Genomic DNA, 19,189 nt, shown 5'->3' on the forward strand with positions numbered 1-19,189 from the left:
TGTTTGTGGTCGAAAAATCAGCAACCCAGACCAAGGAAGTCATTAATGAATGGCCCAAAGCAATTTGAGCAGCGTATTTCGAGAATCTACAGACTATTAGAAGAAAAGGGGACGGAAGTAACTTGGGACAAGAGGATTACGGACCCAGACAACCCTTCGCAAAAAAGGCAAATCGACGTCGAAATACGAAGGCCAAATTGCACGATACACGTTGAGTGCCGTTATAGAGGCCGAAAACAGGATGTAAATTGGATTGAAGAACTGATTGGTCGCCGTGCGAGTTTGGGAGCCAATATGGTCATTGCTGTATCTTCAAATGGTTTTTCCGAAACTGCTAAGAAGAAAGCAAAGAGGCATGGTATTATTTTACGTAGTTTGTTCGATGTTACTGATGAGGAAATCCTCACTTGGGGAGTAAACGCCAAGGTAGGTGTCTGGTTTGCCCGTTTCAGGAACTTCAGCGTGGGTGTTAAAATCTCTGAAGCTGATCAAAGGCGCTTTGAAGCGGAAGTTTTGGCAAACGCATTGGATAAGAACGACTATCTTGGCGGAATTATGCGAGGTGTTGTGAATGAGTATCAAAAATCGGACACATTAAATGGCCCACAAGACTTTCAGCTTTCAGGCATCCAGTTTGAAAAACCTTTGGTCGTGGGCGTTTTTTCACTAAAGCCAATCAAAATTTCTGCTCAAGGATCTGTGGAGATTTTTCGTGAGTGGCGTGAGAGCATTGGATTTTGTGAGTACTTGCAACAGGATTCGGAAACATACTCCCAAGAAGCCGTAGTCGAAGAGTTTGATCTACTCGGTTCAGAAATTGTTCACGCACAAAAGAAGGCGTTGTGGCATTTGGATTTATCGCTAATCGAAGCTCCCAAAAATTGTATTTTTGCGGGAATAGTCGATTTGGATTTTGGAGTGCCCAGAGAGATGCATGCCGTTTCATTGGTCGCCGGTCCGAGGAAAAACGCAGAGCAGGTCGATTGCAAAGTGGTTCTCTACTGTTAATTGGATCGAGTTTCTAAAGTGCGCCTAGGGTCGGCGCCCTCATATACTTCTCGCACGCTCTCTGACGTTTGGCTCGCAAAACTCCACCCTTGCAGCCCAGCGCGCACTCCGCCACGTTTGAAATCACAAATTGTGATTCCAAACGGTTGACATGACGAACCCGAACACCCTGCCCAGCACCCATGAGGTCCAACGCGCCATTCACCGGGTGCGCGGCGCCCGCGTGGTGCTGGCCGAGGATCTGGCGCAGTTTTACGGAAAGTCGGTCAGCGCGTTCAATCAGGCCGTGTCGCGCAACAAAGACCTGTTCGAGGGCTACCGCTTTCAGCTTACGGACGCCGAAGTCGCCGATTTGCAATCACAGAATGTGATTTCAAAACCGAAAGGTCGCGGCGGGCGGCGGGTCAATCCATGGGTCTATACCGATTACGGCGTCGCCATCGCCTCGGCCCTGTTCAAAGACCCGCGCGCCATCAAGATCACCCGAATGATTACCGAAGCCTTTGTCGACGGCGCAAATGCTCTGGCCGAAACCCCGCGCAACGCGCCGGAAATCCTGCCACCCGAGGACGCCCCCGCCCCGCTGCTGCCCAACGGCGATCAGTTGCGTACGCTGGCCGAAAACATCCTCGATTCCGGGCAGCAGAGCCTTGTCGACTATATCGCCAACCCCACGACCAAGCGCCAGCAGGCCGTGGCCGTGATCATGAAGACGCTGGCGGAAACCGCAGGCGAAGAGGTGCGCACCCAGCACGAGCGTCTGCGCCTGCGCATCGCTGAACGGTTGGCCGCCGGCGATTATGCCGATGATGACGACCGCAAGGGGTTGCTGGAACTGCTGAATGCGATGAAAGGCTGAGGCAACCCTTGCCTTGGACCTTTCGGCCACTAGACTCCGCACCATGCGCGTTGTCTTGTTATCACTGATCCTCGGCACACCAGCCGCCGCGTGGGAAGCAATGGTTGGCCAGATCTGCACCCTGTCACATGTGACGGACACGGCAGAGATATTCCTGACCTACGACCCGGCACAACCGCTCTATACCCTGTCCGTTACCCGCAAAACCGAAGGCTGGACCAACACCCCATGGTTCGCGATGCGGTTCGAGGGGCCAAACCCCATCGAAATCGCCACTCCGCATCATGTCCTTTCCGACGGTTCGTCGTCTCTGACAGTCACTGATACCGGATTTGGAAACGTGCTGGACGGGCTGGAATACAACCTGACCGCCTATGCGTTCACGCAGGACAGGGTGACTGAGTTTCCCTTGAACGGTGCGGCGCCCCAGGTTCGCATTTTTCGCGAATGTGCCGGGGCCCAGCTGTCCTGACCGGGTCAGAAATCGAACAGATCTTCCAGAAAACCGCCTCGTTTCTTTTTCTTGCGATAGCCGTGATCCGCCCGGTCATCATAGCCGGATTGTGGCGGAGAATACGCTGTTGACCGCTCGATGATCTTGTCCAGTTCACCCCGATCCAGCCAAACGCCTCTGCACTGCGGGCAATAGTCGATTTCGACCCCGTTTCGGTCCGTAATGACCAGTTGAGTGCCGTCAATCGGGCATTGCATCATACGATCTCCCATCTTGCTATCAGTATGAGATGGGGTTGATCCGCTGCATTGCCATCCCTCTGTGACATGACGCCCGTTCGCCTGGGCCGAAGTCGGATGACACGGGCAACTGGTCCTGGCCCGAGCAGATCTTCTGAACTTCGCAATTGCCGCCGTCAGGGTCGCACAAACTTGGCAGTTCCAAGAGACCGTTGTTGCGGTTCAGGACTGTTGTGAGCTGGCGGCGCACTTGCCCGCGGCACGCTGGCAGCACCACAGGCGACCCCGTCGCCATCCGGGTCATTGCGCTTGTGATAACCCGCCTGCCCCTCGTAAAATGGCCCTACCCCCAGAGACTGCGTTGCATCACAACCCGCCAATGCGATCAGGTGGATCACCGCCTCGTCCCGCTCAAATTCGGACAGGCGCAGAAAAACACCGGTGGCGATCACCACGGTGGTCAGCGGCAACAACAGAACCATGACCAGAATGCGGACCGGAGACAGCGCCTGCCTGCGCGTTGCCTCTGCGCGTCGGTGTCGTTTGGACGACCGTGGCTTCAGATCAGGCATATCCTGCGAGGGTTTCTTAAACAGCATTCCCTGAACCCTAACGCCGATATGTGGCAAAGCCGAGGCAATCCGAATTTGAACGAGGCGAAACAAATGGCGCAGTTCAGGTCAGGCCCCTAAGATAAAAAAACTGCCAACTGCCCGTTCATTCTGTACTGCCGGACCGACATCGTGACTGAATCCAATCCTTATCAGACGCCCGACAAAGCGGTGCGCATGCAAGCGCAGGATCTTCTCTTTCAAGCTCCATTTGCCGCGCTGGCCTTTCTGCGCCCTGACACGGGCTTGCCGTCACTCTCCCGGATCGCGTTGACCACGGATGAAGCAGGTTGCCCTGTCTCGCTGATCTCCACCCTTGCGGAGAATACGCGTGCGTTGAGCGCCTGTCCCAATTGCGCCCTTCTGATCGGAGAGCCCGCAGACAAGGGCGACCCGCTGACCCATCCGCGCCTGACACTGCACGTGATCGCTCAGCCTGTTCACCGGGGCATGGCAGGCTATAGCGCCTTGCGAGACCGGTATCTGGCCAAGCGACCCAAGGCGAAACTCTACATAGATTTCGCTGATTTCGGATTGGTGCGGTTTACCATTCAGGACGGCCTTTTAAACGCCGGATTTGGCAAGGCTTTTCGCCTTACCGCTCAGGATTTCTAGCCATCAGCGAACCACATGCACGGCACAACCCGCATGACGCACGACATGCGATGCGGTTGAGCCCAGCAGCAGATCCTGCATCCCCGGCCGGTGCGACGCCATTATGATCAGATCGGGTTTGTTCGTCTCGGCCCAATCCAGAATGGTTCGGCCGGAATGTCCTTCAATCACCAAACCCTTGGCATTCGGCAGTTGAGATGCCAGTTCATCCAGTTCTGCCTGAATCGCTTTCCGTGCTTCTGTCAGGTATTCGGACGGCATGTAAGAGATCGCATAGTTGGGAATATGCTCGACCACATGCAACAATGTCACTTTAGCGTCTGGCGTGGCCAGAATCTGGGCAAGCTTCAAGGGCCCGGACGTATCTCTTTCAGCATCGAATGAGATGGGGACCAGAATGTTGTGATACATAGTGTGAGCCTCCATTTTTGCAGGCTCACTTTGAAACAGATATGAAGCACAGGCTTTGATTCAGGTCAGGAACTGCCAAATGTTTCAGCGACATCGTACATGACCGGCTCAAAGCTTTTGCATAGCTCGTTGATCTTGCGGTTACGATCACGCATTTCAGGTGTGCGCAGCATAGCAAGGAAATCTTCGCGGCGTTCCCATTGCGAATAGTTTGCGATCCGGGTTTGTGCATCATTGACGTGCAGCCCGGCGGAAACGAAACCTGGCTGCTTTGAAATGAACTCGGAATAGGCGTCCGTCAAGGCCTCCAAAAGGTCCTGACACGTGCCAGGTGTCATCTCAAAGGTCGTGATAACTGTTTGAACACTGGTGTTTTTGGCAATTTTCAGCATCGGGATTCTCCACTTCCTGACCCAAGCCTAACACATCAAAATCAAACGTCGCCTATTTCCTGCAAGCTTCGCAAACCGGGTCTGTCATTACCGGTCAAATCAGAGTGAAATGGCCACCCGGCTCGGGGTGGCCATCCGGTCTCTTAACGTTCCATGCGCATCAGAACAGAGGCCGTACCCTTCACATGCTCTGGCCAACGCAACAGAAAACTGTCGCCTGTCGCCCCCTGTTCGACCTCAACATGAGGAGCGCTGAAGACGTGGTTGTTGAACACCCCTGAGAGCACACCGATTGTCGCAACCCCATCGCAGCTTCGTGCCTTACCGTCGAAAGGCAACTGTCCGTTGGCCGAGACAGGCCAAAGATTGGACACCGAGCTTTGCGTATGGCGAACCCTCAATGGGTTTGCGGTTTTCCTGGTTACGCCATGGTAAGTATTATTCTGGAAAGTCACGTTCGTATGCCTGTCTTTGTTCAAGTCGGCGAAGGATGTATCCACCTGTTCCGCTCGAAAAATGTTACCGCTCGTGGCACGAAACTTGTTACCGGTCACCGCAAGGCCATTGAGAAAATGTCCGGGCCCATAAGGGCGAATAACGATGAAACTGAACCAGGACGGCGCTTGACTGGAATAAAATATATTGTCCGTAATGCTCATTGCACTGAAAGAAAAGCCACTGGTGTATGTCGGCGACGGGTCTCGTTCATTCGTCCATTCGATGAAACAGTTGTCGACATAATTCTCCGCGATGGTGGAACTATTGTAGGTGCCGATCATGATCAGCCCGGCAGTACGCACACCTTGCGGGATGCTATCGCCCTGAAAGACATGGTTGCCCAGAACCATATTGTTGTCGCCGCCCAGAACAGCGAAATGCCTGAAACGCACCGCGCGGTTGTGGCGCAGCTTCACATCGTTTGAATTGGTGTTCAATCCGATGGAATATCGATCCGTTACAACAAAAGATTCTTCTGCCGAAAGGAACTGACAATTGTCGATCAGCATGCCCTTGCACCCCGTTCCGGTCGACGTCATCCCCCGGTCTTTCGGGCGACTGACATGACAGTCTTTCAACGAAAAGGTGCTGCCAGCGGCCGCCAGACGAATTCCGCTACATCGGCTGTTGCACTGAAACTCGATCTGCTCCATTCCGAACTTCCGAAGTTTGCTGAAGCCGCTGAAATCCAGCAGGTACTTGAATGAGTAGAATGTGAAAGACTGGGTCCCCGACGCCCCCACAAGAGGCGCGCTCAGTGTGATTTCACCAGCCCCGACATTCTTTGACCGCACATAGATCTCACGCCCGACGCCGCTGCCCGCAACGTAGGACCCAACAGGAATGTTGGCGACATTTGCAACATTGGTCAGACGCGTATTGTCCGAAGGATCGTAAGTCGCAGTTGATGTGAACGTTTCAGTATCCCACGCTGAACTGCTTTTGACGTCAAACTGACCGTTCCGGATCACACGACGGGTCGAAAACCCGCTCTGCTTGTTGGGAACCGCTGCCGCCATGTCGATCGGAGCGGTGACGGAAATCTTGCGCCCGCCCAAATCGAGTGAGTCATGATCCGAATTGTTCAAAAGAGCCTGAAACGCTTTTTTGAACGCCAATTCTTCGTCTCCGAAGGCCGAAATGTAAGCAGGCAGATGGAAATCCTTTGTCAGCAACAACATCTTGTCATCCGGCATGGTGACTGTGCCTTCAAAGTCCATCTCGGACGTCATACTGGTGTTTTCAGCCAGATGATAGGTCCCTTGCGGAACGTAAACCCGTCGGCCACCCGCCGCCTGATCGGCCGCTTCAAACGCAGCCGAGTCGTCCGTCACACCGTCGCCGATGGCACCATAATCCCGTACATCCACAACACTGATCATTTCGCGCAGGAAGACACCGGTGACATCCGTGATCTCCAGGTCGTCGATGCGCACCAGCGCTCCGTTCGAGCCCTCAATATCCAGACCAAAATGGCCATACAGGGCGGCAAGCCCCCAAGGCATGTCCACGCCCGGGCGCTGGCCGGTTCCGACAATCGCCGTTACTTCATGCACGGCCCCATAGCCCGACAACTGTGTTGCAGGCCCCTGCTCCACGACACCCGCCACATGCGCGTCGCCCGCACCCCCGGCCCAGGCCGCAATACGCACCGACGGCAATGGTCCGCTGATCGCCTTGACCCGCGCCTTGATCTGCAAATAGCACCCGGGCAAAATCGGTGTCTGGCCCATGTATCGAAGCTGTTGGGTGGTTTGGATTTTCAGAATCTCCAGGCAGCCACCAAAATTGGCATCCGCAGGCACGAAAACCCCGGTGCCGGATCCACCATATGTGGGTGAGCCCGGCGTTCCGTCCCCCGCAGACCATACGGTCAGGCCATTCGCGAATTGAGGCGGCATGAAAACGATGCCGTCAGTGATTGCCTTGTTCATTGAAAACCCTTTCTCAATCGCGCCGCGCAAATCTGGCGACGCGTCCAAACCCCGTGTCCAGGTCCGCCCCGAACGCGTCAGTCTGGATACCGAAAGGGAGTTAACCGCGGTTCATCTCACCGTGACGGTGGTGTTGCCTCAGGCCGCAGGATCCGCGTTACCCAACAATTGGACCCCGTTGATTTTCCAACCGCCCTCCAGAGGGATCATCTGATAGTCCAATATATGCACGCGCCCATTTCCGTCAGTGATCAACACTTTCTGCCACAAAGCCCCCGCCACCTCACGCAATTCCAGAAAGCGCACGTCAGAAGGACGCCAGACCATTGGATACCCATTGCGTACCATTGCTCCGAAATTGTCGGGATTTTGAAAAAGGCGCTGAATGCTGGGACTGGCAAAGGTAAAGGCCGTGGCAAAATCATCCGCCTTGAAGGCTTGTATCTGCGCCGAAATGTTTGCTTCGATCTCTGCGTTTTGCGCAAATGCGCCTGACCCCAACCCGGCACTCAGGGATACAGCAAGCAAAAATCGACGCATGGGGCCACCTCCTGCAAAAAGTGTAGCCCCTTACTGGATCAGGTCAAATCAGGCCAGCTCTCCGGCCAGCGCCTTTTCGATCAGGGCGATTGTCTCTGGCACACCGTACAGAGCGATGAAGCCGCCAAAGCGCGGACCCTGCGATGCACCCAGAAGCACTTCGTACAACGCCGTGAACCAACCGCGCATGGGGTCGAACCGCTCACGCCCGATGGAGTAGACCACCGATTGCAGCGCCTCATCCTCGGCCGGGCCATCATAAGCCTCAAGCGCGGCTTTCAGCGCTTCGAGCGCCTCACGCTCCTGGTCGGTCGGTGCACGATGTTTACGCGTTGGTTTAACGAAATCGTTGAAGTAGCGAACCGCAAAGCCCGCGGCCTGGTCCAGATCGGGATGGCTCAATGCTGTTGCTTCCGGCGCATAGCGGCGGATAAAGCCCCACAGCGCCTCCTTGTCTTCCGCGCCAGAGACCGACGCCAGGTTCAGCAGCATCGCAAACGGTACGATAAGGGTCGATTCAGGAACGTCGCCACCGTGAATATGCCAAACCGGATTGTTCAACTGAGCTTTCAGGTCCTGCCCCGGATAGGCGCGCAACTGTTGATGATATTCATCATAAGCCTTCGGAATAACATCAAAATGCATCCGCTTGGCCGTTTTGGGCTTTTGGTACATGAAATACGCCAGGCTTTCGGTCGGAGCATAGGTCAGCCATTCGTCAATCGACACGCCATTGCCGGACGACTTGGAAATCTTCTGGCCATTCTCGTCCAGAAACAGCTCGTACGAGAAATGCTCGGGCGCCCGGCCACCCAGAGCACGGCAGATCGCATCATAGATCTTTTCGTTAGTCGCGTGTTCCTTGCCGTACATCTCGAAATCAACGCCCAGCGCCGCCCAGCGCGCCCCGAAATCTGGCTTCCATTGCAGTTTCACGTTGCCTCCAGTGACGGGCAGGGTCCATTCTCTGCCATCTTCGTCATCGAAGGTGACGGTATAGGTCTCAGCGCAGACCTTCTTCATCGGCACATACAAAACCCGACCGGTTTCGGGATGAATCGGCAGGAAGATTGAATAAGTCTGCTGGCGTTCTTCCCGCAAGCTTTTGAGCATTATGGCCATGACGTCATCGTACTTGTCGACCGCGCGCTTCAGGATCTCATCGAACTGGCCTGAACGATAAAAATCGCGTGCCGAATAGAACTCATAGTCGAACCCGAACGTATCAAGGAACCGACGCAGCATGGCGTTGTTGTACTCGCCAAAGCTGGGGTATTCGCCAAACGGATCGGGAACCGAAGTCAGCGGGCGCTGCAAATGCTCCTCAAGCGCCTCGGGATTTGGCACATTGCTGGGCACTTTGCGCATCCCGTCCAGATCGTCCGAAAAACAGATCAGCTTGGTCGGGATATCCGAAAGCGCCTCGAACGCGCGCTTGACCATCGTGGTCCGCGCGACCTCACCAAACGTGCCGATGTGGGGCAGGCCCGACGGGCCGTAACCGGTTTCGAACAGCACATACCCCTTTTCCGGAGCACCTTTCTGATAGCGTTTGAGCAACCGGCGCGCCTCTTCAAAAGGCCAGGCCTTGGACGACATCGCGGTTTCACGCAGTTCAGACATTTCAATTTGCTCCATCGGGGAAAGTGTCACGGCCACCCCATGCAACCGGACCGACCCCTCCTATTGTGCCAGTGCAGCATGAGTCAATAAAGCAGTGGCGCAATTCGCGGCACACCCAGTTAAAAAACAGCCGCCATCGGGCCTGCTGCAAAACTGTTTTTTGGCCCGCAGACACTCTGTACGTGATATCTGCGCCGCTTTTTCACTGACCAGCCTTACTCAAGCCACAATGGTGGGACGATTGTTCCCGCGAAACAAAAAAGACACGGGCGGCGCGCCAACTTGACCTGCTTATTTCGCACGCTTACCCGGCAATGTTAAACAAAGGCGACACGGGGGTTTCCCCGAACCAGAGGAAACGGGATGCGACGCGAAACCACCAACCGTATACGCTTTGTACTCGAAGATATCCTGCCGCCTATCCTGCGTGACAGCGCCACCTTTCATTGGCTAGCCTGCAGGGTCTGGGGCGAACACATCACGCGTCTTGCAGAATTCCGCGAACGCGCAACATACCTGACGGATGACGAGTACGAAAAACTCTACCGCGATCATCCGCGTGTGCATCAAGGCACCGACAATTCCGAAGCCTGTATCAAACGGATAGCCCAGGACATCGTTGGGCAAAGCATCTGCGATATTGGCTGCGGCACCGGAGTTCTTTTGCAACGCATAAAAGCCGCCAGACCGGATATCACGCAGCTGACAGGAGTGGATTTCGTGGTCGATGATGCGGATGCCATCGACAATATCGACTATGTCGCTGCCCGGATCGAAGAGCTGCCGTTTGAAGACAACAGCTTTGACACCGTCATCTGCACCCATGTGATTGAGCATCTTCTGGACTACCGGCAAGCGATCGCTGAACTGCGTCGTGTCGCGCGAAAACGCGTCATTATCGTCGTCCCGCGTGAACGCGAAAGCAGGTTCACCTTCAATCCACATTTCAACTTTTTCCCCTACACACACAGCTTTCTGCGTGCCGTGTATCCCAGCCCGGACATCCATATCTGCGAGGATCTGGGGCGCGACATCTATTACTGTGAAGACCGCTCCGAGGAAAAACCAGAACCCGAGCAACAAGGATGACCCCGCCCACCCCTACGACACTGGTCTGGGCTGGTTTGCTGTGCACACCAGTTATGATCTCAGCCGGGCAAATCTTGTTCAAACTTGCAGGAAACCGGATTGATGGGCGCGAAGTCACCGGATTTGCGGGGCTCATCCAAACGCTATTCGATCCGTTCCTTCTGACAGCCTTTGCCATCTATGGCTCGGCAACGGTGCTTTGGGTGTATGTCCTGCGGTATCTGACACTGTCCCAGGCCTACCCCTTCATGGCCCTCAGTTTCGTTCTTGTGCCACTGGCCTCACACGTCTTCTTCGGCGAAACACTTGGGCTGCGCTACTGGTTGGGGGCTGCGCTTTTGATTTCGGGAATGATGGTCATGAACACCTGATCACGCTAGGTGGATGAAACAAGGTGTTGAACCTGACCCGCTGCGCTCATATCGTGCGTCTTCGAACAACCCCAATCAGGACCATCCCATGACCGAGCAAGTGCCCCACCCGATGTCTCCGCAGGATTGCCTTGTGGCGATCATGGTTGCAGTCTCGGCCTCTGACGAAAACATCCGAACCGCCGAGCTGGTCAAGATCGAAGTTGCCGTGAACATGCTGCCGGTCTTTGCCGGATACGACATTGATCGGACCCGTCGCGTATCACAAATCGTTTTTGACCTGTTCGAACAGGAAGACGGGCTGGATGCGCTGTTTGGCCTGATCCGTGAAAACCTGCCCGAGCGTCTGAACGAAACGGCCTATGCGCTGGCTTGCGATGTTGCGGCCGCCGACGGTGCGCTGGCCGAAACGGAACTGCGCCTGCTGGAAGAAATCCGGTACGAACTGAATATCGACCGATTGCATGCCGCAGCCATCGAACGCGGGGCACGCGCGCGCCATACGGTCTGATCCTCTGATCCCGATATCTAGCTTCCGTAGAGCGAGCCCCAGCGCTCCAGCAAGGCCCGCTGCAGTTTCCGCGACCTGCGGTTCCAGCTGCGCGCGCCTTCTGGGCGTTCACGTTGTGCACGTGGAATTTTGGCGCGATGGGCCACGTCCGCGGTAAAAATTGCAAAGGCCAGATCGACCCCGTCCGCCGTTGTCAGGAAACCGCCCAGCCCGGATACGAAGTTCAATGTCCCTGTCTTGGCATCGACCTTGATCGGATGGTTCTTGACCGGCCGCCCATTTCGATCAGTTAAGGCAAAAGGCTTCATCAAGGGGCGCAACGCCCCCATTTTCCGGGCCGCGACAAGGGCAGCGACCAGATCCGCCGGCACCATACGCGAGGCATCGCCCAGACCGGAATGATCAACCATCGCAATTCCGCTCACGCCATAACTCTGAGACGCCCAACGGTTCATCTCGGCCGCCGACTCTGCCAGGTTCCGTGGGTCAACGCCACGCGCTTTGGTCGCGGCCAATCCGACCATCTCGGCCGTCAGGTTGGTTGAGTATTTCAACATCCCGCGCAAAATATTGTCCAATGGATCGCTGCGATGCAGGACAAGGTCGACGCCCTTCGGCGACTCTCGCGTCACCTGCACCCGATTCAAAACGATCCCATTGGATCGGGCCAATGTGCGGAATACATCTCCAGCGTATAAGGCCGGTTTGCGCACAGGCAACCAGCGCGCCCCGCCATTGCCCAGCGCGCCCTTGGCCACGGTCCACCGATCCTGCCGTGGGCTTGGCTGATAGGTATAGATCGGCAGGCTTCGGCTTTCGACCCGCATGGTCGCCACATCCACTGCCGGCACGTAACGCGCGCTGCGGGCGTCCATGGTCACATCATAGCCTTTACCGGCACGCTTCCACTCAAAGTGAACCCGATTGAAATTTAACGATATTCCACTGATCGCCGGGCTGTACCCTACATGATCCGGCTGCCCCGGATCAATGCTGAATACGAAGGGCAGAGCCCCGTCATAAACCTTGAAGGCTCCGCGAACCTCGGTAATTCCGGCCTTGCGCAGGTTGGCCGCCATCGTAGCCAGCGCATCCGTGTCCAGCAGCGGGTCTCCACCCCCTGCCAGAATCAGATCGCCATGCAAAATTCCGTTTTCAATTGGCCCATCTGCGATCAAACGGGTTTCGAAGCGATGGTCAGGCCCCAGAACGTCCAGCGCGTAAAGCGCGGTCATTGCCTTGCCAACGCTGGCCGGTGGCAAACCCGCACCCTCGCCAAAATTCTCCAGTGGCGCCCCGGTCGCCACATCCGCAACGGCGAACACAACTTCGCCTTTCAATCCTGCGGCTGCGACCAAACGCTCGGTGCCGCTCAACAGCACACCACGCGCACGCGGCCTGAGTGAAACCAGCGGCGCCTGCGCCAGACCAGCTAACGGGATCAGAGACGCCCCCAATCCTCCCAGAAACAAACGACGTGAAAAACGACCAGTCATAGGTGAAATAAAATCCCACAGATCAAATGCGCGCAACAGCTACCTGAGATTATGCGCCCACTGCGGCTATTCCGGCAACACTTCCGCGCGCCATTCGCCGCGCGTCCGTATCTCTGTGGAACTGACATCGACCATCGGCACATTCACGAAACACCAGGCCGGAGCCTGCGCCCGTCCCAAAAGATGCCGCGCCTGCCCATCGATTCGGTATTTGGCATAGACCCGCGCCGCCGGAGACATCCGGGCGGATATCCGGTCGCCTGGCCGCGCCACCACACCGACAGGCACTCTGTCCATGATCACCCGCCAGTCTTTCCAGTGATGAAACTGGGCAAGGTTATCCGCGCCCATCAGCCAGACAAACCTGACATGCGGAAAAAGCTTCTGCAACGCCGCCAGAGTATCCGCCGTCGCCCGCGTCCCCGTCAGCGCCTCGATATTCGTAACGTCAACTTTCGGATGCTGCATCACATTTCGTGCTGCCGCTATTCGCCTGTCCATGGGAGCCGGCCCGCGTTCTTTTAACGGATTGCCCGGCGATACCAGCCACCAAACCCGATCCAGCCCGAACGCCTTCATCGCCTCAAGAGTGACATGTACATGGCCCTGATGCGGTGGATCAAACGACCCGCCGAACAGACCGACGACCTGCCCAGGTCGCGCATATGGTATGCCGTACCGCTCCATACCCTGCTGATGTTCAGAACTGCGAGGTGTTGTCAATCAACAGGTTGCGCCACATCGCCAAGCCGAACCCGCCCTGGTCGCACGACTTCGGCGCACCATCCTCCGTGCCCCCGCACTGCGGAATAGCCGCCTTTACCAAGCGATTCTTCCATCCGGCTGCACGGCGCACATATTACTGTGAACCGCAGGATGGCCTCTCCCACTTGCACCTGACGTCCCTTGAGCGCCGCCAGATTGATCCCCGACACCACCAAGTTTCGCCGCAGAACACCCGGCGCAACCGGTCCGCGCCCCAGATAAGAGCCAATCGCCGACAAATGCTCCTGCTGGATCAAAGTCACCGCCCGCTTGCCCGCGCGGGCGCGGTCACTGTCCAGACCCGCCTCAGTAATCACGACCTCCTCTAGCGCTGTAATCTCGACTCGGCGCTCTGGTCGCGCCCCGATCCACGTAACGCAACCGGGCTGCGCCCAACCTGCAATCAAATCCGCCAGTTCCGACACAACGCCTCCATTTTCAATGCAACCTGACTACGCCGTCCGACCCAAAGACGAAATTCACAATACCACCAGCTTGCCCAGCCCGTCCCGCTCGGATATCCAGCGTTTCAACCAAATTTCCCCGACCCAGAGGACGCGACATGGCCGCCTATCAATATGTCTACCACATGCAGGGTGTCTCCAAGACCTATCCCGGTGGCAAGAAGTGCTTTGAAAACATCCACCTGAGCTTTCTGCCCGGCGTAAAAATCGGTGTCGTCGGCGTAAACGGCGCCGGCAAATCGACGCTGATGAAGATCATGGCGGGGCTCGACAAGGATTTCACTGGCGAGGCCTGGGCAGCCGAAGGTGCCAAGGTCGGCTATCTGCCGCAGGAACCGAAACTGGACGAAACCCTCAATGTCCGCGAAAACGTGATGTTGGGTGTAGCCGAAAAGAAGGCAATCCTCGACCGGTACAACGAACTGGCCATGAACTATTCGGACGAAACCGCCGATGAGATGGCCAAGCTCCAGGACGAGATCGACAGCCAGAACCTGTGGGACCTCGACAGCCAGATCGACGTCTCGATGGAGGCGCTGCGCTGCCCGCCGGACGATGCGGACATCGCCAACCTCTCGGGCGGCGAGAAACGCCGCGTGGCGCTCTGCAAGCTGCTGCTCGAAGCGCCCGACATGCTGCTGCTGGATGAACCGACCAACCATTTGGACGCCGAAACCATCGCCTGGCTGCAACAGCATCTGATCGACTATAAAGGCACCATCCTGATCGTCACCCACGATCGCTATTTCCTCGACAGCATCACCGGCTGGATCCTCGAACTCGACCGTGGCCGCGGGATTCCGTACGAGGGCAACTACTCCGCGTGGCTGGAACAAAAGGCCAAGCGGTTGGAGCAGGAAGCCCGCGAGGACAAGTCCAAGCAGAAGACCCTGCAGCGCGAACTGGACTGGATGCGCCAGGGCCAGAAGGCCCGTCAGGCCAAATCCAAGGCCCGGATCAACGCCTATAACGAGCTGGCCGAACAGTCCGAACGCGAAAAGCTGACCCGCGCCCAGATCGTCATCCCCAACGGCCCCCGCCTTGGCGGCAAGGTGATCGAGGTCGAGGGTCTGTCGAAACACATGGGTGACAAGCAACTGATCGAGAACCTCGACTTTGCCCTGCCTCCCGGCGGCATCGTCGGAGTGATCGGCCCCAACGGTGCCGGTAAATCGACGCTCTTCAAGATGCTGACAGGTCAGGAACAGCCCGACAGCGGCACCATCACGCTGGGCGACACGGTCGAGCTGTCTTATGTCGACCAGTCCCGCGATGACCTCCATGACAACGATACCGTGTGGGAGGCGATCACCGGCGGCGCTGAAATCATCCAACTGGGTGACGCACAGGTCAATTCCCGCGCCTATTGCTCGTCCTTCAACTTCAAGGGTGGCGATCAGCAGAAGAAAGTCTCGCTGCTGTCGGGTGGTGAGCGCAATCGCGTCCACATGGCCCGCCTGCTGAAAGAGGGCGGCAACGTCCTGCTGCTCGACGAACCGACCAACGATTTGGACGTCGAAACCCTGCGCGCGCTGGAAGATGCTCTTGTCGATTTCGCCGGCTGCGCCGTCGTTATCTCGCACGACCGTTTCTTCCTCGACCGGATTTGTACGCATATTCTGGCGTTCGAGGGCGACGCACACGTGGAATGGTTCGAGGGCAACTTCGAGGATTACGAAGAGGACAAGAAACGCCGTCTGGGACCGGATGCGCTGGAGCCCAAGCGGTTGAAGCATAAGAAGTTTGCGCGGTGAGGGCTTGCTGAATCTCGCCTTTTGCCGAATCGAAACAAAAAAGGATCCGATCGGCATTTATTTGGAAATGCCCCAGACCTTAGGCGAAAGAAACGCAAAATCAGGAGTTTTTCTTTCTTCTCAAAGATAATTGCGACAGTGTTCATCTCAGCCATTCTTGGATCGTCGGGACAGGCCGAAACAATTCTCGTTCCAGCACTTCCCGACGGGCAAGTCGACGCGACTGCGGTGTTCGAATCCCTGACTATTAATAACAGCGAGTTCGACGGGGACGATCCGAACTTTTATTGGGGTGAAGTACTTGGGAAGCGCTTTGGTGCAATCTTCGGCTCGCCTCCGTCTAAACAAATTTTCTCATTAACCATTGGGGTAGAAGAGCTTCCAGAGCCAGTGGTTCACTTGCTCGCAAACACGCTCACAGCAGCGCACTGCGCAAAAGCTGATCTAGATGGCGATCGTGTCGATTGGGATAGCACTTCGATGCCGTTCGAAGGCGGCCCGCTAGACGGCGGATGGTCTGTGAAAACGGCGTGCCGAGACAAACTGGAATCAGAGTAAGGGGCACAACCAACTGTTTTCAGACGGTGTAGCAAGCGTAGGATGGGGTTTCACCCCATCACACACTCAACGACCCTACCCGAACACCCGCACGATCTGTTCCCGCGCACCAAACCACTTCCAAACTCCGACCTCCCGAATGATGGGGTGAAACCCCATCCTACGGCTCTCCGAACGTGCCATCGGTGACCACACCACTCCACTCCGGATCAACCCGGCCTGCGCGGATATCGCGATGGATCGACGCATACGGCCACTCGGTAGAGTGTTTCCCCGGCCGGCTCATGAATGCGACCGCCAAGAAGCAGCGGCTCAAAATAAAATACATCGGACTGATTGCAGGGGCAGCACTTTGCCAGATCGGTTTCCGCGAAACCTTCCGACCCGACCCGATAAGCCCGGTCACCGAGCCTTCCGATCGGGGCTCACCGCACCAAAGTCCACAGGAATCGAGTTCAACCTCTTCTGTCAGGTCCTGTTCCCGCTCTCTGAGTTCCAGCAACAGTTCGTGCGTTTCTGGGTTTAGCATCCGGGCTGTAAACCACAACGCGTTTGGCCAGGGTGTGGTTTTCACGGCTACAGAAGAAGTTTGATACTCTCACTTGTCACCCGGCCCCAACACTGCTAAACGCACCCAATCTTGCGGCCTCGGATTCGTTCCGGGGCCTTAGATATTTTGAACCGGGGACCTTCGGGGCCCTATACCCTTGGCACCTACGGGGGCCTATCACATAGCGGGGAAACCCCCGCACTTGCTAAACGGAAGACAGAAAGCATGGCACTCAAGTCGTACAAGCCGACGACGCCGGGCCAGCGCGGGCTGGTGCTGATCGACCGTTCGGAGCTTTGGAAAGGACGTCCGGTCAAGTCTCTCACTGAGGGTTTGACCAAATCGGGCGGCCGGAACAACACCGGACGGATCACTTCACGCCGCCGCGGCGGTGGCGCAAAGCGTCTCTACCGGATCGTTGACTTCAAACGGAACAAATTTGATGTCGCGGCAACCGTTGAACGGATCGAATATGACCCGAACCGGACCGCATTCATCGCACTGGTAGAATACGAAGACGGCGAGCAGGCGTATATCCTGGCTCCGCAGCGTCTGGCTGTTGGTGACAAGGTCATCGCGTCGGCAAAAGCTGACATCAAGCCGGGCAACGCAATGCCCTTTTCGGGCATGCCAATCGGTACCATCGTCCACAACATCGAGATGAAGCCTGGTAAAGGCGGTCAGATCGCACGTGCGGCTGGTACTTACGCTCAGTTCGTTGGTCGCGATGGCGGCTACGCTCAGATCCGTCTGAGCTCGGGCGAGCTGCGCATGGTCCGTCAGGAATGCATGGCCACCGTCGGTGCCGTGTCCAACCCCGACAACAGCAACCAAAACCTCGGTAAAGCCGGTCGTATGCGCCACAAAGGCGTGCGTCCGTCGGTTCGTGGTGTTGCAATGAACCCGATCGATCACCCGCACGGTGGTGGTGAAGGTCGTACCTCGGGTGGCCGTACACCGGTTACTCCATGGGGTAAGGACACCAAGGGTAAGCGTACCCGCAACAAGAACAAAGCGTCCCAGAAGCTGATCATCCGCTCGCGGCACGCCAAGAAGAAGGGACGTTAATCTATGTCTCGCTCTGTTTGGAAGGGTCCTTTCGTCGATGCTTATGTGCTGAAAAAAGCCGAAGCAGCGCGCGAGTCGGGCCGCAACGAAGTCATCAAGATCTGGTCGCGTCGTTCCACCATTCTGCCCCAGTTCGTGGGTCTGACCTTTGGTGTTTACAACGGCCAGAAGCACATTCCCGTCAACGTCTCGGAAGACATGATTGGTCAGAAGTTCGGTGAATACTCGCCAACTCGTACCTATTACGGTCACGCCGCTGACAAAAAAGCGAAGCGGAAGTAAGTCATGGGCAAGGAAAAGAACCCCCGCCGCGTGGCTGAAAACGAAGCAATGGCGAAAACGCGCATGCTTCGCACCAGCCCGCAGAAACTGAACCTGGTTGCGCAAATGATCCGCGGCAAGAAAGTCGAGAAGGCTCTGACCGACCTGACTTTCTCGAACAAGCGTGTCGCGCAGGACGTCAAGAAGTGCCTGCAGTCCGCAATCGCGAACGCCGAGAACAACCACAACCTGGACGTTGACGAGCTGATCGTCGCCGAAGCATGGGTTGGCAAAAACCTGGTCATGAAGCGCGGTCGTCCGCGTGCCCGTGGCCGTTTCGGCAAAATCATGAAGCCGTTCTCGGAGATCACCATCAAGGTGCGTCAAGTTGAGGAGCAAGCCTAATGGGACATAAAGTCAATCCGATCGGCATGCGCCTTCAGGTCAACCGCACCTGGGACAGTCGCTGGTACGCTGACACCAAGGATTACGGTGATCTTCTGCTGGAAGACATCAAGATCCGTGAGTTCATTCAGAAAGAGTGCAAACAAGCCGGTGTTGCACGTGTGATCATCGAACGTCCGCACAAGAAGTGCCGCGTCACGATCCACACCGCACGTCCGGGCGTCATCATCGGCAAGAAAGGCGCGGACATCGAAGTTCTGCGCAAGAAGCTTGCTGGTATGACCGACAGCGAACTGCACCTGAACATCGTCGAAGTGCGCAAGCCCGAGCTTGACGCGCAGCTGGTTGCCGAGTCCATCGCTCAGCAGCTGGAGCGTCGTGTTTCGTTCCGTCGCGCTATGAAGCGCTCGGTTCAGAATGCCATGCGCATGGGTGCCCTGGGTATCCGGGTGAACGTCGCTGGCCGTCTGGGCGGCGCCGAAATCGCACGGACCGAATGGTACCGCGAAGGCCGCGTGCCTCTGCACACCCTGCGTGCCGACATCGATTACGCACATGCCGAAGCGATGACCCCCTACGGGATCATCGGGATCAAGGTCTGGATCTTCAAAGGTGAGATCATGGAGCACGATCCGCAGGCACGTGACCGTAAAGCACAGGAACTCCAGGACGGCCCTGCACCTCGTGGTGCTGGTGGCGGTCGTCGCTAAGGA

At 56.6% G+C, this 19,189-nt stretch carries 24 protein-coding genes; 13 read left to right on the plus strand and 11 right to left on the minus strand.

Translation table 11 applies throughout. The annotated features are described in order from the left end of the window. Positions 1–45 precede the first annotated feature (45 nt). The 3 genes from AC2FJB_RS20275 to AC2FJB_RS20285 all read left to right on the plus strand — a co-directional run bounded on the left by AC2FJB_RS20275 (position 46) and on the right by AC2FJB_RS20285 (position 2,339). Positions 46–1,008, plus strand: coding sequence for a restriction endonuclease (locus AC2FJB_RS20275; protein ID WP_496676304.1), 963 nt, complete (start codon positions 46–48; stop codon positions 1,006–1,008). Between the two features lie 151 nt (positions 1,009–1,159). After that, positions 1,160–1,867 (plus strand): ORF6N domain-containing protein, encoded by a 708-nt coding sequence (locus AC2FJB_RS20280; RefSeq protein WP_496720378.1) that lies wholly within the window; start codon positions 1,160–1,162, stop codon positions 1,865–1,867. Between the two features lie 43 nt (positions 1,868–1,910). Continuing rightward, positions 1,911–2,339, plus strand: a complete 429-nt coding sequence (locus AC2FJB_RS20285; RefSeq protein WP_496676298.1) for an excinuclease ABC subunit B — start codon at positions 1,911–1,913, stop codon at positions 2,337–2,339. Between the two features lie 5 nt (positions 2,340–2,344). Here the strand turns inward: AC2FJB_RS20285 and AC2FJB_RS20290 are convergent, their stop codons facing one another. Both AC2FJB_RS20290 and AC2FJB_RS20295 read right to left on the minus strand, forming a co-directional pair. Next, a complete protein-coding gene (locus AC2FJB_RS20290; RefSeq protein ID WP_117872972.1) occupies positions 2,345–2,578 on the minus strand; it encodes a TFIIB-type zinc ribbon-containing protein in 234 nt (77 codons plus the stop codon). Between the two features lie 158 nt (positions 2,579–2,736). After that, positions 2,737–3,159, minus strand: coding sequence for an excalibur calcium-binding domain-containing protein (locus AC2FJB_RS20295; RefSeq protein ID WP_496720380.1), 423 nt, complete (start codon positions 3,157–3,159; stop codon positions 2,737–2,739). Positions 3,160–3,303: 144 nt separating this feature from the next. On the opposite strand from AC2FJB_RS20295, the gene AC2FJB_RS20300 reads away from it, so the two are divergent. Beyond that, entirely contained in the window at positions 3,304–3,786 is a 483-nt protein-coding gene (locus AC2FJB_RS20300; protein ID WP_496720382.1) for a HugZ family pyridoxamine 5'-phosphate oxidase, read from the plus strand. Positions 3,787–3,789: 3 nt separating this feature from the next. On the opposite strand, the gene AC2FJB_RS20305 is transcribed toward AC2FJB_RS20300, so the two are convergent. The 5 genes from AC2FJB_RS20305 to AC2FJB_RS20325 all read right to left on the minus strand — a co-directional run bounded on the left by AC2FJB_RS20305 (position 3,790) and on the right by AC2FJB_RS20325 (position 9,184). Continuing rightward, positions 3,790–4,197: a universal stress protein gene (locus AC2FJB_RS20305; RefSeq protein ID WP_496720384.1), complete on the minus strand. Its 408-nt coding sequence runs from the start codon at positions 4,195–4,197 to the stop codon at positions 3,790–3,792. A 65-nt stretch (positions 4,198–4,262) separates the two neighbouring features. Further along, complete coding sequence (locus AC2FJB_RS20310; RefSeq protein ID WP_496720386.1) at positions 4,263–4,589, minus strand: antibiotic biosynthesis monooxygenase family protein; 327 nt, start codon at positions 4,587–4,589, stop codon at positions 4,263–4,265. Between the two features lie 143 nt (positions 4,590–4,732). Then, positions 4,733–7,021: a glycosyl hydrolase family 28-related protein gene (locus tag AC2FJB_RS20315; RefSeq protein WP_496720388.1), complete on the minus strand. Its 2,289-nt coding sequence runs from the start codon at positions 7,019–7,021 to the stop codon at positions 4,733–4,735. 138 nt (positions 7,022–7,159) lie between these two features. Next, positions 7,160–7,561, minus strand: a complete 402-nt coding sequence (locus tag AC2FJB_RS20320; RefSeq protein ID WP_117872256.1) for a DUF4864 domain-containing protein — start codon at positions 7,559–7,561, stop codon at positions 7,160–7,162. A 48-nt stretch (positions 7,562–7,609) separates the two neighbouring features. Further along, complete coding sequence (locus tag AC2FJB_RS20325; protein ID WP_496676284.1) at positions 7,610–9,184, minus strand: lysine--tRNA ligase; 1,575 nt, start codon at positions 9,182–9,184, stop codon at positions 7,610–7,612. A gap of 363 nt (positions 9,185–9,547) precedes the next feature. Here AC2FJB_RS20325 and AC2FJB_RS20330 point away from each other — a divergent pair, with 363 nt between their 5' ends. The 3 genes from AC2FJB_RS20330 to AC2FJB_RS20340 all read left to right on the plus strand — a co-directional run bounded on the left by AC2FJB_RS20330 (position 9,548) and on the right by AC2FJB_RS20340 (position 11,155). Continuing rightward, the gene (locus AC2FJB_RS20330; protein ID WP_496720390.1) at positions 9,548–10,273 is read left to right on the plus strand and encodes a class I SAM-dependent methyltransferase; all 726 of its coding nucleotides are present in this window, start codon (positions 9,548–9,550) and stop codon (positions 10,271–10,273) included. Beyond that, entirely contained in the window at positions 10,270–10,644 is a 375-nt protein-coding gene (locus tag AC2FJB_RS20335; protein WP_205511868.1) for an EamA family transporter, read from the plus strand. Before AC2FJB_RS20330 ends, AC2FJB_RS20335 begins: the two co-directional genes overlap by 4 nt. Positions 10,645–10,732: 88 nt before the next feature. Then, positions 10,733–11,155 carry a tellurite resistance TerB family protein gene (locus AC2FJB_RS20340; protein WP_117872968.1) on the plus strand — a complete coding sequence of 141 codons (423 nt, stop codon included), beginning with the start codon at positions 10,733–10,735 and terminating at the stop codon, positions 11,153–11,155. A gap of 17 nt (positions 11,156–11,172) precedes the next feature. Here the strand turns inward: AC2FJB_RS20340 and dacB are convergent, their stop codons facing one another. The 3 genes from dacB to AC2FJB_RS20355 all read right to left on the minus strand — a co-directional run bounded on the left by dacB (position 11,173) and on the right by AC2FJB_RS20355 (position 13,841). Continuing rightward, positions 11,173–12,651, minus strand: a complete 1,479-nt coding sequence (gene dacB / locus AC2FJB_RS20345) for a D-alanyl-D-alanine carboxypeptidase/D-alanyl-D-alanine endopeptidase (protein ID WP_496720392.1) — start codon at positions 12,649–12,651, stop codon at positions 11,173–11,175. A gap of 66 nt (positions 12,652–12,717) precedes the next feature. Continuing rightward, a complete protein-coding gene (locus AC2FJB_RS20350) occupies positions 12,718–13,338 on the minus strand; it encodes a nicotinate-nucleotide adenylyltransferase (protein ID WP_496720394.1) in 621 nt (206 codons plus the stop codon). A gap of 32 nt (positions 13,339–13,370) precedes the next feature. Next, on the minus strand, positions 13,371–13,841 hold the full coding sequence (locus AC2FJB_RS20355; protein ID WP_496720396.1) for an MOSC domain-containing protein: 471 nt from the start codon (positions 13,839–13,841) through the stop codon (positions 13,371–13,373). Between the two features lie 137 nt (positions 13,842–13,978). Here AC2FJB_RS20355 and ettA point away from each other — a divergent pair, with 137 nt between their 5' ends. Beyond that, entirely contained in the window at positions 13,979–15,634 is a 1,656-nt protein-coding gene (gene ettA, locus AC2FJB_RS20360) for an energy-dependent translational throttle protein EttA (protein ID WP_496720398.1), read from the plus strand. Between the two features lie 138 nt (positions 15,635–15,772). After that, positions 15,773–16,192, plus strand: coding sequence for a hypothetical protein (locus AC2FJB_RS20365; protein ID WP_496818970.1), 420 nt, complete (start codon positions 15,773–15,775; stop codon positions 16,190–16,192). Between the two features lie 160 nt (positions 16,193–16,352). Here the strand turns inward: AC2FJB_RS20365 and AC2FJB_RS20370 are convergent, their stop codons facing one another. Next, positions 16,353–16,721: a hypothetical protein gene (locus AC2FJB_RS20370; protein ID WP_496720402.1), complete on the minus strand. Its 369-nt coding sequence runs from the start codon at positions 16,719–16,721 to the stop codon at positions 16,353–16,355. Between the two features lie 246 nt (positions 16,722–16,967). Here AC2FJB_RS20370 and rplB point away from each other — a divergent pair, with 246 nt between their 5' ends. Genes rplB through rpsC form a run of 4 tightly spaced genes read left to right on the plus strand, consistent with a single transcriptional unit; the run spans position 16,968 to position 19,186 of the window. After that, a complete protein-coding gene (gene rplB, locus AC2FJB_RS20375) occupies positions 16,968–17,810 on the plus strand; it encodes a 50S ribosomal protein L2 (protein WP_496720404.1) in 843 nt (280 codons plus the stop codon). 3 nt (positions 17,811–17,813) lie between these two features. After that, the gene (gene rpsS / locus AC2FJB_RS20380) at positions 17,814–18,092 is read left to right on the plus strand and encodes a 30S ribosomal protein S19 (protein WP_005980699.1); all 279 of its coding nucleotides are present in this window, start codon (positions 17,814–17,816) and stop codon (positions 18,090–18,092) included. Positions 18,093–18,095: 3 nt separating this feature from the next. Next, positions 18,096–18,476 (plus strand): 50S ribosomal protein L22, encoded by a 381-nt coding sequence (gene rplV / locus AC2FJB_RS20385; protein ID WP_039538267.1) that lies wholly within the window; start codon positions 18,096–18,098, stop codon positions 18,474–18,476. Continuing rightward, on the plus strand, positions 18,476–19,186 hold the full coding sequence (rpsC, locus tag AC2FJB_RS20390; RefSeq protein ID WP_117872244.1) for a 30S ribosomal protein S3: 711 nt from the start codon (positions 18,476–18,478) through the stop codon (positions 19,184–19,186). The genes rplV and rpsC overlap by 1 nt, the downstream gene beginning before the upstream one ends. The last annotated feature ends 3 nt before the right edge of the window (positions 19,187–19,189 follow it).

This window comes from Ruegeria sp. CDSC085 (assembly GCF_059610465.1).

Excerpts from the sequence above, each read along its gene's own strand:
- AC2FJB_RS20275 (WP_496676304.1), top strand. The coding sequence starts at position 46 with ATGAATGGCCCAAAGCAATTTGAGCAGCGTATTTCGAGAATCTACAGA.
- AC2FJB_RS20280 (WP_496720378.1), top strand. The coding sequence starts at position 1,160 with ATGACGAACCCGAACACCCTGCCCAGCACCCATGAGGTCCAACGCGCC.
- AC2FJB_RS20285 (WP_496676298.1), top strand. The coding sequence starts at position 1,911 with ATGCGCGTTGTCTTGTTATCACTGATCCTCGGCACACCAGCCGCCGCG.
- AC2FJB_RS20290 (WP_117872972.1), bottom strand. The coding sequence starts at position 2,578 with ATGCAATGCCCGATTGACGGCACTCAACTGGTCATTACGGACCGAAAC.
- AC2FJB_RS20295 (WP_496720380.1), bottom strand. The coding sequence starts at position 3,159 with ATGCTGTTTAAGAAACCCTCGCAGGATATGCCTGATCTGAAGCCACGG.
- AC2FJB_RS20305 (WP_496720384.1), bottom strand. The coding sequence starts at position 4,197 with ATGTATCACAACATTCTGGTCCCCATCTCATTCGATGCTGAAAGAGAT.
- AC2FJB_RS20310 (WP_496720386.1), bottom strand. The coding sequence starts at position 4,589 with ATGCTGAAAATTGCCAAAAACACCAGTGTTCAAACAGTTATCACGACC.
- AC2FJB_RS20315 (WP_496720388.1), bottom strand. The coding sequence starts at position 7,021 with ATGAACAAGGCAATCACTGACGGCATCGTTTTCATGCCGCCTCAATTC.
- AC2FJB_RS20320 (WP_117872256.1), bottom strand. The coding sequence starts at position 7,561 with ATGCGTCGATTTTTGCTTGCTGTATCCCTGAGTGCCGGGTTGGGGTCA.
- AC2FJB_RS20325 (WP_496676284.1), bottom strand. The coding sequence starts at position 9,184 with ATGTCTGAACTGCGTGAAACCGCGATGTCGTCCAAGGCCTGGCCTTTT.
- AC2FJB_RS20330 (WP_496720390.1), top strand. The coding sequence starts at position 9,548 with ATGCGACGCGAAACCACCAACCGTATACGCTTTGTACTCGAAGATATC.
- AC2FJB_RS20335 (WP_205511868.1), top strand. The coding sequence starts at position 10,270 with ATGACCCCGCCCACCCCTACGACACTGGTCTGGGCTGGTTTGCTGTGC.
- AC2FJB_RS20340 (WP_117872968.1), top strand. The coding sequence starts at position 10,733 with ATGACCGAGCAAGTGCCCCACCCGATGTCTCCGCAGGATTGCCTTGTG.
- dacB (WP_496720392.1), bottom strand. The coding sequence starts at position 12,651 with ATGACTGGTCGTTTTTCACGTCGTTTGTTTCTGGGAGGATTGGGGGCG.
- AC2FJB_RS20350 (WP_496720394.1), bottom strand. The coding sequence starts at position 13,338 with ATGGAGCGGTACGGCATACCATATGCGCGACCTGGGCAGGTCGTCGGT.
- ettA (WP_496720398.1), top strand. The coding sequence starts at position 13,979 with ATGGCCGCCTATCAATATGTCTACCACATGCAGGGTGTCTCCAAGACC.
- AC2FJB_RS20370 (WP_496720402.1), bottom strand. The coding sequence starts at position 16,721 with ATGCTAAACCCAGAAACGCACGAACTGTTGCTGGAACTCAGAGAGCGG.
- rplB (WP_496720404.1), top strand. The coding sequence starts at position 16,968 with ATGGCACTCAAGTCGTACAAGCCGACGACGCCGGGCCAGCGCGGGCTG.
- rpsS (WP_005980699.1), top strand. The coding sequence starts at position 17,814 with ATGTCTCGCTCTGTTTGGAAGGGTCCTTTCGTCGATGCTTATGTGCTG.
- rplV (WP_039538267.1), top strand. The coding sequence starts at position 18,096 with ATGGGCAAGGAAAAGAACCCCCGCCGCGTGGCTGAAAACGAAGCAATG.
- rpsC (WP_117872244.1), top strand. The coding sequence starts at position 18,476 with ATGGGACATAAAGTCAATCCGATCGGCATGCGCCTTCAGGTCAACCGC.